At 63.3% G+C, this 14,855-nt stretch carries 20 protein-coding genes; 1 reads left to right on the forward strand and 19 read right to left on the reverse strand.

Annotated features, from left to right (window positions below; genetic code table 11):
• Window positions 1-40 precede the first annotated feature (40 nt).
• The 17 genes from rpsQ to GRI42_RS05510 all read right to left on the reverse strand — a co-directional run bounded on the left by rpsQ (window position 41) and on the right by GRI42_RS05510 (window position 11,347).
• Window positions 41-331 carry a 30S ribosomal protein S17 gene (gene rpsQ / locus GRI42_RS05430; protein ID WP_160607319.1) on the reverse strand — a complete coding sequence of 97 codons (291 nt, stop codon included), beginning with the start codon at window positions 329-331 and terminating at the stop codon, window positions 41-43.
• Window positions 332-341: 10 nt separating this feature from the next.
• Complete coding sequence (rpmC, locus tag GRI42_RS05435) at window positions 342-548, reverse strand: 50S ribosomal protein L29 (protein WP_160607320.1); 207 nt, start codon at window positions 546-548, stop codon at window positions 342-344.
• Entirely contained in the window at window positions 548-982 is a 435-nt protein-coding gene (rplP, locus tag GRI42_RS05440; protein WP_090478793.1) for a 50S ribosomal protein L16, read from the reverse strand. The genes rpmC and rplP overlap by 1 nt, the downstream gene beginning before the upstream one ends.
• A 21-nt stretch (window positions 983-1,003) precedes the next feature.
• Window positions 1,004-1,699 (reverse strand): 30S ribosomal protein S3, encoded by a 696-nt coding sequence (gene rpsC / locus GRI42_RS05445; RefSeq protein WP_160607321.1) that lies wholly within the window; start codon window positions 1,697-1,699, stop codon window positions 1,004-1,006.
• Between the two features lies 1 nt (window position 1,700).
• The gene (gene rplV, locus GRI42_RS05450) at window positions 1,701-2,078 is read right to left on the reverse strand and encodes a 50S ribosomal protein L22 (protein WP_160607322.1); all 378 of its coding nucleotides are present in this window, start codon (window positions 2,076-2,078) and stop codon (window positions 1,701-1,703) included.
• Window positions 2,078-2,353, reverse strand: a complete 276-nt coding sequence (gene rpsS, locus GRI42_RS05455) for a 30S ribosomal protein S19 (protein WP_160607323.1) — start codon at window positions 2,351-2,353, stop codon at window positions 2,078-2,080. Before rpsS ends, rplV begins: the two co-directional genes overlap by 1 nt.
• A gap of 6 nt (window positions 2,354-2,359) precedes the next feature.
• Window positions 2,360-3,196 (reverse strand): 50S ribosomal protein L2, encoded by an 837-nt coding sequence (gene rplB, locus GRI42_RS05460; protein WP_160607324.1) that lies wholly within the window; start codon window positions 3,194-3,196, stop codon window positions 2,360-2,362.
• Window positions 3,196-3,516 carry a 50S ribosomal protein L23 gene (locus GRI42_RS05465; RefSeq protein ID WP_160607325.1) on the reverse strand — a complete coding sequence of 107 codons (321 nt, stop codon included), beginning with the start codon at window positions 3,514-3,516 and terminating at the stop codon, window positions 3,196-3,198. Before GRI42_RS05465 ends, rplB begins: the two co-directional genes overlap by 1 nt.
• Window positions 3,509-4,132, reverse strand: a complete 624-nt coding sequence (gene rplD / locus GRI42_RS05470) for a 50S ribosomal protein L4 (protein ID WP_160607326.1) — start codon at window positions 4,130-4,132, stop codon at window positions 3,509-3,511. Before rplD ends, GRI42_RS05465 begins: the two co-directional genes overlap by 8 nt.
• 2 nt (window positions 4,133-4,134) lie before the next feature.
• Complete coding sequence (gene rplC / locus GRI42_RS05475) at window positions 4,135-5,004, reverse strand: 50S ribosomal protein L3 (RefSeq protein ID WP_160607327.1); 870 nt, start codon at window positions 5,002-5,004, stop codon at window positions 4,135-4,137.
• Window positions 5,005-5,248: 244 nt separating this feature from the next.
• Window positions 5,249-5,560, reverse strand: a complete 312-nt coding sequence (gene rpsJ / locus GRI42_RS05480) for a 30S ribosomal protein S10 (RefSeq protein ID WP_061924928.1) — start codon at window positions 5,558-5,560, stop codon at window positions 5,249-5,251.
• A 316-nt stretch (window positions 5,561-5,876) separates the two neighbouring features.
• A complete protein-coding gene (tuf, locus tag GRI42_RS05485; RefSeq protein ID WP_160607328.1) occupies window positions 5,877-7,052 on the reverse strand; it encodes an elongation factor Tu in 1,176 nt (391 codons plus the stop codon).
• 93 nt (window positions 7,053-7,145) lie between these two features.
• Entirely contained in the window at window positions 7,146-9,278 is a 2,133-nt protein-coding gene (gene fusA, locus GRI42_RS05490; protein WP_160607329.1) for an elongation factor G, read from the reverse strand.
• Between the two features lie 107 nt (window positions 9,279-9,385).
• Window positions 9,386-9,856 carry a 30S ribosomal protein S7 gene (rpsG, locus tag GRI42_RS05495; protein ID WP_160607330.1) on the reverse strand — a complete coding sequence of 157 codons (471 nt, stop codon included), beginning with the start codon at window positions 9,854-9,856 and terminating at the stop codon, window positions 9,386-9,388.
• A gap of 24 nt (window positions 9,857-9,880) precedes the next feature.
• Complete coding sequence (gene rpsL, locus GRI42_RS05500) at window positions 9,881-10,252, reverse strand: 30S ribosomal protein S12 (RefSeq protein WP_160607331.1); 372 nt, start codon at window positions 10,250-10,252, stop codon at window positions 9,881-9,883.
• A gap of 329 nt (window positions 10,253-10,581) precedes the next feature.
• Window positions 10,582-11,001 (reverse strand): hypothetical protein, encoded by a 420-nt coding sequence (locus GRI42_RS05505; protein WP_160607332.1) that lies wholly within the window; start codon window positions 10,999-11,001, stop codon window positions 10,582-10,584.
• An 88-nt stretch (window positions 11,002-11,089) separates the two neighbouring features.
• Entirely contained in the window at window positions 11,090-11,347 is a 258-nt protein-coding gene (locus tag GRI42_RS05510) for a cold-shock protein (protein WP_160607333.1), read from the reverse strand.
• Between the two features lie 329 nt (window positions 11,348-11,676).
• Here GRI42_RS05510 and GRI42_RS13895 point away from each other — a divergent pair, with 329 nt between their 5' ends.
• Entirely contained in the window at window positions 11,677-12,105 is a 429-nt protein-coding gene (locus GRI42_RS13895) for a hypothetical protein (protein ID WP_199800429.1), read from the forward strand.
• Window positions 12,106-12,115: 10 nt separating this feature from the next.
• Here GRI42_RS13895 and GRI42_RS05520 read toward each other — a convergent pair whose 3' ends face one another.
• Both GRI42_RS05520 and GRI42_RS05525 read right to left on the reverse strand, forming a co-directional pair.
• The gene (locus GRI42_RS05520; RefSeq protein WP_160607334.1) at window positions 12,116-13,048 is read right to left on the reverse strand and encodes a copper resistance protein B; all 933 of its coding nucleotides are present in this window, start codon (window positions 13,046-13,048) and stop codon (window positions 12,116-12,118) included.
• Window positions 13,045-14,841, reverse strand: a complete 1,797-nt coding sequence (locus GRI42_RS05525; RefSeq protein ID WP_160607335.1) for a copper resistance system multicopper oxidase — start codon at window positions 14,839-14,841, stop codon at window positions 13,045-13,047. Before GRI42_RS05525 ends, GRI42_RS05520 begins: the two co-directional genes overlap by 4 nt.
• Window positions 14,842-14,855: the final 14 nt, after the last annotated feature.

Raw genomic sequence — 14,855 nt, forward strand, 5'->3', positions numbered from 1 at the left:
CTTGGCTTGCCGGGACATTCGCCCGGCAGTTCCTAAAACGTCAGTTGCCTGCGGCTTCGACTTCGAGGTCAGCCTCGACAGCCTGGGTACCGCCTGCCGTCACCCGGTCCTTGACCGTCCAGGTCTTGGTCTTGGAGATCGGCTTGGTCTCTTCGATGCGCACGACGTCGCCGAGCTGGTACTCGTTGTTCTCGTCGTGAGCGTGGTACTTCTTCGAGCGGCGGATGATCTTCCCGTAGAGGGGATGCTTCACCTTACGCTCGACGAGCACGGTAACGGTCTTGTCGGTCTTGTCGGAGGTGACGGTGCCGATAAGGATACGCTTGGGCATGGTCTACTCCTTAAGCCTTGGCAGCGGCGCTGGCGCGCTCGGTCTGCAGCGTCTTGATCTTGGCGATCGTGCGGCGGACTTCGCGGATGCGGGCGGGCGCTTCGAGCTGGTTCGTCGCGGCCTGGAAGCGCAGGTTGAACTGCTCACGCTTCAGGCTGGTCAGTTCCTCGGCCAGCTGGTCGTCGCTCTTCTGGCGCAGATCTTCGATCTTGCTCATCATTCGCCTCCCAGGTGCGAGGAGTCGCCCAGGCGAGCGACAACCTTGGTCTTGACCGGCAGCTTCATGGCTGCGCGGCTGAACGCTTCGGCGGCCAGCGGGCCGGCAACGCCGTCGAGTTCGAACAGGATACGGCCCGGCTTCACACGAGCTGCCCAGTATTCGACCGAACCCTTGCCCTTACCCTGACGGACTTCGGCAGGCTTCTTCGAAACCGGCACGTCCGGGAAGACGCGGATCCAGAGACGACCCTGGCGCTTGATGTGACGCGTGATCGCACGGCGAGCCGCCTCGATCTGGCGCGCGGTGATACGCTCGGGTTCGAGGGCCTTGAGGCCGTACGAGCCGAAATTGAGCGTGGTGCCGCCCTTGGCGTTGCCGTGGATCTTGCCCTTGAACGCCTTGCGGTACTTGGTTTTCTTCGGTTGCAGCATGGTTCTTTCCTATACCTGCAATCAGCGAGCCGGACGGACGCCGGACGTCTGCGATTCCATCATCAGACGGTCCTGCGCGGTCGGGTCATGGCCGAGGATCTCACCCTTGAAGACCCACACCTTGATGCCGATGATGCCATAAGCGGTCAGCGCTTCGGCTTCAGCGTAATCGATGTTGGCGCGCAGCGTGTGCAGCGGCACGCGGCCTTCACGATACTGTTCGACGCGGGCGATTTCAGCACCGCCGAGACGGCCGCCACACATGATCTTGATGCCTTCGGCACCAAGGCGCATGGCCGACTGCATGGCGCGCTTCATCGCACGGCGGAAAGCGACACGGCGGATCAGCTGGTCGGCAATGCCCTGGGCGACGAGCTTGGCGTCGACTTCCGGCTTGCGGATTTCGACGATGTTCAGCTTCACTTCGCTTTCGGTCATCTTCGACAGCTGCGCGCGCAGCTTTTCGATGTCCGCGCCCTTCTTGCCGATGATGACGCCGGGACGCGCAGCATAGATCGACACGCGGCAAAGCTTTGCCGGACGCTCGATCACGACCTTCGAGATAGCGGCCTGGGCTGCGTTCTCGAGGATGTACTTGCGGATCTCGATGTCTTCGCTGAGCAGCTTGGCATAGTCGCGCCCTTCGGCGTACCAGCGGCTGTCCCAGGTGCGGTTGATCTGCAGGCGCAGACCGATCGGATTGCTCTTATGGCCCATCTTACGCCTCTTCCTGCTCGCGGACGACGATGCGCAGGCGGCTGAACGGCTTCAGGATGCGCGTCGACTTGCCGCGGCCACGGGTGTGGAAGCGCTTCATCGTGATCGACTTGCCGACCGAAGCCTCAGCGACGACCAGTGCGTCGACATCGAGGTTGTGGTTGTTCTCCGCATTGGCGATCGCCGAAGCGAGCACCTTGCTGGCGTCCTTCGCCATCGCCTTCTTGGAGAAAGCGAGGATGTTCATGGCCTCTTCGGCCTTCTTGCCGCGGATCAGTGCAGCAACGAGGTTCAGCTTCTGGGCGCTACCACGGATGGTGGTGCCCACTGCCAGAGCCTCGTTGTCGGCGACGCGACGGGGAGCTTTCTGCTTGCTCATCAGCGCTTACCCTTCTTGTCGGCAGCGTGACCCGGGAAAGTGCGCGTAGGTGCGAACTCGCCGAGCTTGTGACCGACCATTTCTTCCGAAACGGAGACCGGGATGAACTTGTGGCCGTTGTACACGTTGAACGTGAGACCGACGAACTGGGGCAGGATGGTGCTGCGGCGCGACCAGGTCTTGATCGGCTTTGCGTTGCTTGCGTCCTGAGCCTCTTCGGCCTTCTTCAGAAGGCTGAGTTCGACGAACGGACCTTTCCAGACGGAACGAGCCATGTCGGATTACCTCTTCTTCTTCGCGTGGCGCGAACGGATGATCATCTTGTCCGTCTGCTTGTTGTTACGCGTACGGGCGCCCTTGGTCGGCTTGCCCCACGGAGTGACCGGGTGACGGCCACCGCTGGTGCGGCCTTCACCACCACCGTGCGGGTGGTCGACCGGGTTCTTGGCGACACCGCGGGTAAGCGGCTTGATGCCCATCCAGCGACGCCGACCGGCCTTGCCCAGGTTCTGGTTCTGGTTGTCGGGGTTCGACACGGCGCCAACGGTGCCCATGCAGTCGGCGCGCAGGTAACGCTGCTCGCCGCTGTTGAGGCGCACGATGACCATGCCGCGGTCACGACCAACCAGCTGGACGTAGGCACCTGCCGAACGTGCGATCTGACCGCCCTTGCCAGGCTTCATTTCGACGTTGTGGCAGATCGTGCCGACCGGCATCTGGCCGAGCAGCATGGCGTTGCCGGGCTTGGTGTCGCACTTTTCAGCTGCGATCACCTTGTCGCCGACAGCGAGGCGCTGCGGAGCAAGGATGTAGGCCAGTTCGCCGTCTTCGTACTTCACCAGGGCGATGAAAGCGGTGCGGTTGGGATCGTATTCGATCCGTTCCACAGTGCCTTCGACGTCCCACTTGCGACGCTTGAAGTCGATGAAGCGGTACTTCTGCTTGTGACCGCCGCCCATGCCGCGCGAAGTGACATGGCCCTTGTTGTTGCGACCGCCGGTCTTGCGCTTGCCTTCCGTCAGCGACTTGACGGGCTTGCCCTTGTACAGGCCCGACTTGTCGACGAGGATGAGGCCGCGGCGTGCGGGGCTCGTCGGTTTGTAGTTCTTGAGTGCCATCAGCTCACACCTTCCGTGATGTCGATCATCGAACCCTCAGCGAGAGTGACGATCGCCTTCTTCACGTCGTTGCGCTTGTAGGGCTTGCCCTTCCAGCGCTTGGTCTTGCCCTTCACGTTGATCGTGTTGACCGAGACGACCTTTGCCTTCTGATCGGCATAGATCGCTTCCACGGCTTCCTTGATCTGCGGCTTGGTCGCATCGCCTGCGACCTTGAACACCACCGCGTTGTTTTCCGACGCAAGCGTCGACTTCTCGGTGATGTGCGGAGCAAGGATCACGTCGTAGTGACGCGCGTCGATTGCCTGCTTCTTAGCCATTGAAACGGCCCTCCAGCTTTTCGACAGCGTCCTTGGTGAGGACCAGCGTGTCGTGCTTCAGGATGTCGTAGACGTTCGCGCCCATGGCGGGCAGGACGTTCACGCCCGGCAGGTTGCCGGCAGCCTTCTTGAAGCCGTCGTTCACGGTTTCGCCGTCGATGACCAGGACCTTGCCGGCCCAGCCATTCTTGTCGAACATGCCCTTGAGAGCCTTCGTCTTGGCGTCCTTGAGCTCGAGGCTGTCGACGACGATGAGGCCGTCCTTCGCCTTGCTCGACAGGGCCATCTTGAGGCCGAGAGCGCGGATCTTCTTGTTGAGCGACTGCGCGAAGTCACGCTTGCGCGCACCGTGGGCCTTGCCGCCGCCGATGAAGATCGGGGCTGCACGGTCACCGTGACGAGCCGTACCGCCGCCCTTCTGGCGACCGAACTTCTTGCCGGTGCGGGCAACGTCCGAACGCTCACGCGTGGGGCGGGCGGTGCCGCGGCGGTTTTCGAGCTGCCACGTCACGACGCGGTGCAGGATGTCGGCGCGCGGTTCGAGGCCGAAGACGTCGTCATTCAGCTCGATATCGCCCGACGCCTTGCCGTCGATTTTCTGGACCTTGACCTTCACGATCAGGACTCCTTGCTCTCGCCGTCGGTCGCGGCATCGGCCTGACCTTCGGTGGTGGTTTCGGCATCAGCACCGGCTTCCTGCACCTTCAGCAGCTCTTCCTGCTGCTCGGCGGAAACTTCGGTGCCGACTTCATGCTCGGCTGCGCTCTCGACGAGACCCGGCTTCGCTTCTTCCGAGGCGAACTGGTCTTCGTTGCGGCGCATCACGCCCGGGAACGGCAGTTCTGCCGGAGCAGCAACCTTCACGGCGTCGCGGACGAGCAGCCAGCCATTCTTCGCACCCGGGACCGAGCCCTTGACGAAGAGGAGACCGCGATCGGCGTCGGTGCGCACGATTTCGAGGTTCTGCTGGGTGCGCTGACGGTCGCCCATGTGGCCGGCCATCTTCTTGCCCTTGAACACGCGGCCCGGATCCTGACGGTTACCCGTCGAACCGTGGGCACGGTGGCTGATCGAAACACCGTGGGTGGCGCGCATACCACCGAAGCCCCAGCGCTTCATGGCGCCGGCAAAGCCCTTACCCTGGGTGTGGCCGGTGATGTCGACCTTCTGGCCGGCAATGAAGTGTTCGGCCGAAATGCGTGCGCCAACGGGAAGCAGGGCCTCCTCGCTGTCGACGCGGAATTCCGCGACCTTCATCTTCAGCGCGACTTCGGCCTTCGCAAAGGCTTCGCGCTGCGGCTTGTTCACGTTCTTCTGCTTCGCTTCACCCGAACCGACCTGGACGCCATAATAGCCGTCACGGTCCTGCGTGCGATGTGCGGTAACCTGGCAATCTTCCAGCGAAAGAACGGTCACGGGAACGTGCCGTCCGTCCTCCTGGAAGAGGCGGGTCATCCCGACTTTCTTTGCGATAACGCCTGTGCGCATCGTCAAACTCCTCAACAGAGGCACCCAAGGGCCCATCCCATGGGTGCTTGCCAGCCCGATTGTGCGATGCGTGCCCCCGTCCGGGCTGATTGCCTTCGAGAAGAAGGCAGACGGGGGACGCAGTCCCGGATGAAATCCGGCGGTATCCCGATGTCTTGCCGGGCCTTGCGAGCCAGGCGGGGCAATCGAGGGCCCCTGAAACTTCCGGCGGTTTTAAGGTCCTGCCGGGGACCGGATCAGTGGCTTAGGCCAGCTTGATCTCGACGTTCACGCCAGCTGCGAGGTCGAGCTTCATCAGCGCGTCGACGGTCTGGGCGTTGGGCTGCACGATGTCGAGCAGACGCTTGTAGGTGCGCACCTCGAACTGCTCGCGCGACTTCTTGTCGATGTGCGGGCCGCGGTTCACGGTGAACTTCTCGATACGCGTCGGCATGGGAATGGGACCACGAATGAGGGCACCCGTACGACGTGCGGTTTCTGCGATTTCGCCAGTTGCCTGGTCGAGAACGCGATGGTCGAACGCCTTGAGGCGAATGCGGATATTCTGTGCTTCCATTACCTACACCGATGCGAAAGAGCCAAACGGACCAACGGGTGATCCGCAAACAAAAAGAAAGGTCTGACCCCGCTTGTGAGCCCGGTTTCCCGGAACGGGCGACCTTCCATGAATTCTTGTACAGGGACGAATCCCCGTCTGTGGGCGCGCATATACGGGCGAGACCCGCATCTGGCAACCCCCGAATTCCACCCATTTTCACAGGTGGTCCGGAGGCGCGACGAACCGTGTTCCAGGCCCGTTCGCCAGCCCTCATAAAACCGGAAGGCCCGCCCTCCCCTAAGGAAGGACGGGCCTGCCAGATTTCAGCCGAAGATTACTTCTGGATCGAAGCAACAACGCCCGAGCCGACGGTGCGGCCGCCTTCGCGGATTGCGAAGCGCAGACCTTCGTCCATGGCGATCGGTGCGATCAGCTTGACCTGGATGGTCACGTTGTCGCCCGGCATCACCATTTCCGTGCCTTCGGGAAGGATCACTTCGCCGGTGACGTCGGTGGTGCGGAAGTAGAACTGCGGACGGTAGTTCGCAAAGAACGGCGTGTGACGGCCGCCTTCGTCCTTCGACAGGACGTAGACTTCTGCGCTGAACTCGGTGTGCGGGCTGACCGAACCGGGCTTGCAGAGAACCTGGCCACGCTCGACGTCTTCACGACCGATGCCGCGGATCAGGGCGCCAATGTTGTCGCCGGCTTCGCCGCGATCGAGCAGCTTGCGGAACATTTCAACGCCGGTGACGGTGGTCTTCTGCGTGTCGCGGATGCCGACGATTTCGACTTCGTCGCCAACGTTCACGACGCCGGTTTCAACACGGCCGGTAACAACCGTACCACGGCCCGAGATCGAGAACACGTCTTCGATCGGCATGAGGAACGGCTTGTCGACCGGACGATCCGGGGTCGGGATGTAGCTGTCGACGGCGTCCATGAGAGCCTTGATCGAGTTCTCGCCGATTTCCGGATCGCGACCTTCGAGAGCGGCCAGAGCCGAACCCTTGATGATCGGAATGTTGTCGCCGTCGAAGTCGTAGCTCGAAAGCAGTTCGCGAACTTCCAGTTCGACGAGCTCGAGGATTTCCTCGTCGTCGACCTGGTCGACCTTGTTCAGGTACACGACCAGCTGCGGAACGCCGACCTGGCGGGCCAGCAGGATGTGCTCGCGGGTCTGCGGCATCGGGCCGTCAGCTGCGTTCACGACCAGGATAGCGCCGTCCATCTGGGCAGCACCGGTGATCATGTTCTTCACGTAGTCGGCGTGACCCGGGCAGTCGACGTGTGCGTAGTGACGCGCGTCGGTTTCGTACTCGACGTGTGCGGTCGAGATGGTGATGCCGCGCTCACGCTCTTCGGGAGCCTTGTCGATGTTTGCGAAATCGACGGCTGCGCCCTGGACCTTGGTGATCGCCGCGGTCAGCGTGGTCTTGCCGTGGTCAACGTGACCGATGGTGCCGACGTTGACGTGCGGCTTGTTACGCTCGAACTTTTCCTTCGCCATTTTCCAATAACCTCTGTCTTAAAATTTGGGATTTCTGCGGGGAGGAAACGGCGCCCGCTGAATCAGGCGCCGCCCCTAGACCTTGAAGCTGGCTTACGCAAGCTTCTCCTTGACCTCGGCCGCGACGTTAGCCGGAACCTCGTCATAGTGGCTGAACTGCATCGTGTACTGCGCACGACCCTGCGTGAACGAGCGCAGTTCGTTGACGTAGCCGAACATGTTCGCGAGCGGCACGTTGGCTTCGACTGCCTGGGCATTGCCGCGGCTGTCGGTGCCCTGGATCTGGCCACGACGCGAGTTGAGGTCGCCGATGACGTCGCCGAGGTAGTCCTCGGGGGTCACGACTTCCACCTTCATGATCGGCTCGAGCAGCTTGATGCCCGACTTCTGGGCCACTTCGCGCATGGCGCCGCGACCGGCGATTTCGAACGCGATCGCGCTCGAGTCGACGTCGTGGTAAGCACCATCGTAAAGCGTCACGGTGAAGTCGATGATCGGGAAGCCGACCAGGAAGCCGCTTTCGGCCTGCTCGCGGATGCCCTTCTCGATGGCCGGGATGTATTCCTTCGGAATGTTACCGCCCTTGATTTCGTCCTGGAAGACGAAGCCCTGGCCGCGTTCACCCGGCTCGACCTTGACCTTCACGCGGCCGAACTGACCCGAACCACCCGACTGCTTCTTGTGGGTATAGTCCACGTCCACCGGCTTGCCGAGATATTCACGGTAAGCCACCTGCGGCGCGCCGACGTTGGCTTCGACCTTGAACTCGCGCTTCATGCGATCGACGAGAATGTCGAGGTGCAGTTCGCCCATGCCCTTGATGATGGTCTGGCCCGATTCATGGTCGGTCGAGACGCGGAAGGACGGATCCTCGGCAGCCAGGCGGTTGAGGGCAACGCCCATCTTTTCCTGGTCGGCCTTGGTCTTGGGTTCCACAGAGAGCTCGATAACCGGTTCGGGGAATTCCATACGCTCGAGGATGATCGGCTTGGCCGGATCGCACAGCGTATCGCCCGTGGTGGTGTCCTTCATGCCGGCAAGCGCGACGATGTCGCCTGCGAATGCTTCTTCGATGTCCTCGCGGTTGTTCGAGTGCATCAGCAGCATGCGACCGATCTTTTCCTTCTTGTCCTTAACCGAGTTCAGGACCGAGCCCTTGGCGAGCTTGCCCGAATAGATGCGGGTGAAGGTGAGCGAGCCGACGAACGGGTCGTTCATGATCTTGAACGCGAGCGCTGCGAAGGGCTCGTCATCCGACGACGGACGCGTTTCTTCCACGTCGCTGTCGGGCAGGACGCCCTTGATCGCCGGAACGTCGAGCGGCGACGGCATGTAGTCGACCACTGCGTCGAGCAGCGGCTGGACGCCCTTGTTCTTGAAGGCCGAACCACAGGTAACCGGCACGAAGTCGCGCGCCATGGTGCCCTTGCGGATCAGCTTCTTGAGCGTGGCGACGTCAGGCTCGTTACCTTCGAGGTACGCTTCCATGACATCGTCGTCCTGTTCGACCACGGTCTCGATCAGCTTCTCGCGATATTCGGCGACCTTGTCGGCCATGTCGGCCGGGATGTCGACGAACTCGTACTTCGCGCCGAGGTCTTCGGCCTGCCACACGATGCCGCGGTTGGCGACGAGGTCGACAACACCCTGCAGGTTGCTTTCAGCACCGATCGGGAGCGTGATCACGAGCGGGTTGGCACCGAGGCGGTCGACGATCGACTGGACGCAGTAGTAGAAATCCGCGCCGGTGCGGTCGAGCTTGTTGATGAAGCACATGCGCGGAACGCCGTACTTGTCGGCCTGGCGCCACACGGTTTCGGACTGCGGTTCAACGCCGGCAACGCCGTCGAAGACCGCGACTGCACCGTCGAGCACGCGCAGAGAACGTTCGACTTCGATGGTGAAGTCGACGTGGCCGGGGGTGTCGATGATGTTGATGCGGTACTTCGGCATGTTCGCACGCAGGTCTTCGGGAGCCGAGCGCGGATCCATCGAGGGATCTTCGGGCGTCCAGAAGGTCGTGGTGGCAGCCGAGGTGATCGTGATGCCGCGTTCCTGCTCCTGCTCCATCCAGTCCATGGTGGCGGCGCCGTCGTGGACTTCGCCGATCTTGTAGGACTTGCCGGTGTAGTAGAGGATACGCTCGGTCGTGGTGGTCTTGCCGGCATCGATGTGGGCCATGATGCCGATGTTGCGGTACCGCTCCAGCGGATATTCGCGAGCCATGTGGTTTTCCTCAAAATGCGGGGGTGAGTAAACTCTGCCCCCATGTAGCGATTAATGTGACCGCTTGAAGACCGGGAGCACGCCCCCGGCCTTGCAAACGGAACGCCTTACCAGCGGTAGTGCGAGAAGGCGCGGTTGGCGTCCGCCATGCGGTGCGTGTCTTCGCGCTTCTTGACCGCGTTGCCGCGATTGTTGGCCGCATCCATCAGCTCGCCCGAGAGACGGGCAGCCATGGTGGTTTCCGGACGACCGCGAGCGGCCGAGATCAGCCAGCGGATCGCGAGGGCCTGGGCACGCTCGGGGCGAACCTCGACCGGCACCTGGTAGGTCGCACCACCGACGCGGCGGCTGCGCACTTCGACCTGCGGCTTGATGTTGTTCAGGGCTTCGTGGAACACCTCGACCGGGTTCGTCTTGGCCTTGGCTTCGACGGTGTCGAGCGCGGTGTAGACGATACCTTCGGCGACGGCCTTCTTGCCGTCATACATCAGGTTGTTCATGAATTTCGACAGGACCTGATCGTTGAACTTGGGATCAGGCAGGATTTCCCGCTTCTCGGGACGACGACGACGTGACATCTATCTTGCTCCTAACGGGATATCTTACTTCGGACGCTTCGCGCCGTACTTCGAACGGCTCTGCTTGCGATCCTTGACGCCCTGCGTGTCGAGCACGCCGCGAAGGATGTGGTAGCGCACGCCGGGAAGGTCGCGCACACGGCCGCCGCGGATGAGCACGACGCTGTGCTCCTGCAGGTTGTGGCCTTCGCCCGGGATGTAGGAGATGACTTCGCGCTGGTTGGTCAGGCGGACCTTGGCAACTTTACGCAGAGCCGAGTTCGGCTTCTTCGGGGTCGTCGTATAGACGCGGGTGCAAACGCCGCGCTTCTGCGGGTTCTGCTCCATCGCAGGGACCTTGCTCTTGGCCTTCTGCGGAACGCGGCCCTTGCGGACCAGCTGATTGATCGTCGGCATAGTTTCTCGCTTCACCGTATGAATGGCGGCGACTAGTGGTGTCGGGGTGATGCGTTTTTGGGTTCGTGCTTGCGACGCGCGCGGCGCATAAGCGCCAGGGCGGCATATCTGCACGAGCCTGAAACGCTCCACCCTTCGGCCACACGGCCACCGGGTTACTTTGACGGCTGCCCCGAGCGTTCCCAAGAGGTTCGCTGCAATAGAAAAGAGCCTGGTCGAATTCTCGACAGGCCCCCGGGACATGACCGGCAATGTTCAGCTCTATCTGGCCGGAGTTGGACGAATCCTACGCCGGATGGGCGCGCACATAGTGGGGTAAGCCGCTTCGGTCAAGCTACACCCGAACCCTTGGCGCTCAATTGGCGCAGGTGTTCCGCCACTGCCAGATCGAGGTCCTGGTAGACATAAGGCCCCACGCGATATTCGCGAACACTTCTCGTCTCTATGCCTTCCGGCGCCGCGACATGCGGATGGCGAAGCGCCCCGCCCTCGTCTTCCCACGATGCGAGCGAATCTGCCGGTAACGGCACAGGGGTATCGCCCGCATAGGTGCCATAGATGATCGCCGGAGCCCCGCCGGCAGGACTTGCCTGCTGGCCGGTCAACGGGCCCATATCCCTGAGCGCGCGCACGCGCTCGGCATATTCGGCGACCTTGGCGAAATGATTGTCCCGCCCCGGGCCGTCTCCGGCGGCCGCCGCCTTCATGACCGCGACCTGATGGCTGTGTAGCAATTCGTTGAGGTCCATGGCCTTGCGCCTTCTCGATGCGGGTGAAGGGGAAAACGGGCGAAGCAGCCCGGACGCATCCCGCAGAGACGCCCGGGCCACCTTTCGATCAGCCCTGCTGCCTTTCGGCCTGCTTGCGCTGATCGGTCTTTTCGTCCTGCTCCTGCTGCCTCAGGTTGATGGCCTGCGGCTGGTCGCCGCCGACCTGCCTGGTTTCATAGGCATAGCGCTGGCCGCTCTTGGGCTCGGACGCCTGCTGCTGGAGGTCGGCCTTGACGAAGGCGAGCGTATCGCCACCCTGTTCGGGAGCAATCACGCCGCGACCCTTGTCGCTGTCGTAGCTCTTGATGTTGCCGTAATGGGACATGATGGAATTCCTTCGATTTCGCGCAGGCGTTCGGGAGCGACCGCTTGTGCGCGGGGCTAGAAGGCGAAATGGAAAGAAGGGAGGACAACTGGCCCTCGGGACCGTCGATCGCGACTGGTAGCTCAACCTTAGATGGGGTGTTTTTTCCGCATTACAAGGCGTCGCCGAAGTCTGGCGTGGGTGCGAAACCTTGGCTGAAGGAGCTGGCGTCCATTGGGAGAGAGCTTGGTCGAATTCTCGACAGGCCACCGGGACATGGCCGGCAATGTTCAGCGCTATCTGGCCGGAATGGGAGGGTTCCTACGCCGGATGGGCGGGCGCATGCTGGGATGGGGGATTGCGCGCTCGAACGCGCGCTGCAGGGCACGCCGACGCCGATCGTCTCGTCCGGCAAGCTGCTGGGCGTGTGGCACAAGCCCGATAACGGGCTGCTCCGGTTCCTCCTCCAGCACCGGCTCAGGGACAAGTATTCCCCGGCCTCGGGCAGCGGAGCGGTGAGTCCGCACGGAGTGGCCTCAAGCAGCGAAGCGGTAGGCCCACAAAAAGGCGACCCCGTGTACGAGGCCATCAAGGCGGAGGTGCTGGCGGAGGAACGGGCGAAGGCCGCGGCGCGCTCACCCGAGGCCATCAACTCCGCGCGGCGGGAGCGGGCGATCGCGCTCTACGGCTACGATCCCGAGGAGGGGGAGCCGCCCGAGGATGATGCAGGCGACGGCACGATCGACTGGGACGCCGCCTTCCCCGGCGAAGAGCCGTAAGGGACGCGGCCTAGAACCAGGCCCTCAGCCCCAGCAGGAGCGCGATGCCGTCCGTATCCTCGCCCGCGAAGCGCGCGATGTCCGCCGTCTCGCCCAGCTTGGCCTCGTAGCCGACGCCGACATAGGGGGCGAATTCCCGCGCGAATTCGTAGCGCAGGCGCACCCCTGTCTCCAGCTTGGTCAGCCCTGCCCCGATCTCGCGTTCGGGAATGTCCTGTGCGGACAGTTCCAGCTCCGCGCGCGGCTGCAGGATCAGGCGCTGGGTCAGCTTCCAGTCGTATTCGCCCTCCACCCGCGCGGTGATATCGCCGCGATCGGACAGGAAGGCCGCCGCATCGACGTGCCACATGTAGGGCGCAAGGCCCTGCACGCCGAGGACGAGGTGGCTGCGCGTCTCCGGCTCCACATCGAGCCGTACGCCGGCCTGCAGGTCGAAGAAGGGGCCGATGGCATGGCCCCAAAGCGCCTGCAGTTCGGCATCCTCGACGCTGCCGCCGAACTCGCCCTCGCCTTCGGACTTGAAGACGAACTTGTCGATATCGCCGCCGTACCAGCCCTGCACGTCCCACAGGAAGGCATCGTGGCCGTCGGCGACGCGCGCTTCGAGCCGTTCGACCATGACGGTGCCGGTCTTCATGTCGCCGTGGGTGGCGTGATTTTCGACGCGGGCGGCGGCCATGGCTTCGGCTCCGAAGATCGCGTCGGCGGCGTGCTGCGGCCCCTCGAACGCCTCTGCCGGCGGCGGGCCGGAAGGCAGGTCGCCGACCTGGTGGGCCGAGTGGTCCATTTGCGGCGCGCCGGTCATGTCGGGCAGCTTGAACGGTACGGGGGCCTTGGCGGGTGCCTTCGCCGGCTCCTCGGTGTGGCCCTCATGGCCCGAGTGGTCCTGCGCCGCGGCCGGAAGGGCGAAGAGGATCAGTGGCAGGGCGAGAGCGGTCCTCATGCGCCCTCTCCCGCCTTGGGGAACGGCCGCACGGTCACCGTCTGCATCATCCCTGCGTGCATGTGATAGAGCAAATGGCAGTGGAAGGCCCAGTCGCCCGGCTCGTTCGCGGTGACGTCGAAGGTCGCCGTGCCGCCCGGCTGGACCACGACCGTGTGCTTCAGCGGCTGGTTCATCATCCCCGCCCCGTTCACCAGCTCGAAGAAGTGGCCGTGCAGATGGATCGGGTGCGCCATCATCGTGTCGTTGACCAGCTTCACCCGCACCCGCTCGTCATAGGCGAAGCGGATCGGATCGTCGGTGACGGCGGAGAACTTCTTGCCGTCGAAGCTCCACATGTACCGTTCCATGTTGCCGGTGAGGTGGATCTCCAGCTGTCGCGTAGGCATGCGGTGCGGGTTGGGCCGCTTCGCCTTAAGGTCGGTGTAGCGCAGGACGCGGTGGTCCACCTTGTCGAGGCCGAGGCCCGGGAAATCCATCCGGTCGACCGGCATCGGCGCCACCATGTCGAGGCCGGGTCCGACCTTCACATTGGCCGGCAGCTTCGAGGTATCGCGCATGGAATGGTCCATCGAACCGTGGTCCATCGAACCATGATCCATTCCCGCCATCGCATCGCCGGAGCCGTGGTCCATCCCACCATGGGCACCGTGGCCTCCGTGCCCGCCATGACCGCCCTCGCCGCCTACCATCGAGCCCATGCCCATGTCGGCCATGGTCAACGTCACCGGCTCGCGCAGCGGCGGCGGGATGGCACGGTGGCCCTTGTGCGAGGTGATAGAGGCAACGCCCATGCCCGAGCGGTCCATCGCCTCGGCGACCAGCGCGTGGCTGCCGCCAGGCGGCGTGACGATGACGTCGTAGGTTTCCGCCGTGCCGATCTGGAACTCGTCCACCTCGAACTCCTCCACCTCCTTGCCGTCGGCGGCGATGACGGTCATCGGCACGCCCGGAATGCGGACGTTGAAGAAGGTCATGGCCGAGCCGTTGATCACGCGCAGCCTGATCCGCTCGCCGGGAGTGAAGAGATATTCAAGCCCGTCCATCGGCCCGTGGCCGTTGACGAGGAAGGTATAGGTCGCACCCGTCACGTCGGAAATGTCGCGCGGGTTCATCCGCATGCGGCCCCACATCAGCCGCTCTTCCAGGCTCATGTCGCCTTCGGTCGCGGTCTGCATCTGGTAGTTGTAGTAATGCTCCCCGACCTTCAACTTGCGCGCGATCTCGTGCGGATGGACGGGCGTGAACTCGCTCAGCAGCACGACATAGTCGCGGTCGTAACGCGGATCGGGCGTGGCGCTCTCGATGATGAGCGGACCGTAATGCCCCTCCTGCTCCTGCAGGCCGGAGTGGCTGTGCCACCAGTAAGTGCCGTTCTGCCGGATCGGGAATTCATAAGTGAAGGTCTCGCCCGGCTTGATCCCGGGGAAGCTGACGCCCGGCACGCCGTCGAACTGGAAGGGCAGCAGAAGGCCGTGCCAGTGGATCGAGGTATCCTCGGCGAGCCGGTTGGTCACGTCGATGCGCACGTTCTGCCCTTCGCGCAGCCGCACCAGCGGACCGGGCACCGTGCCGTTCACGGCCACCGCATGGCCGCTCCTGCCGCCGACGCCGAAATGATGGCTGTCCACCGTCAGCGCGATGCGTTCGCCGCTCACCTCGCCGAAGCCCTGAGGGGCGTGGGTCAGCGATTGTCCTTTGGCCCATGCAGGCAGCGGGACCGCGCTTGCTGCGGCGAGACCGACGGTGCTGCGGATGAGGTTGCGACGCGTAATCAGGGGGGAGGAGTTCATCGACACTTCTGTAC

The sequence above is a fragment of the Qipengyuania gaetbuli genome (assembly GCF_009827315.1).
Classification (GTDB): Bacteria; Pseudomonadota; Alphaproteobacteria; order Sphingomonadales; family Sphingomonadaceae; genus Qipengyuania; species Qipengyuania gaetbuli.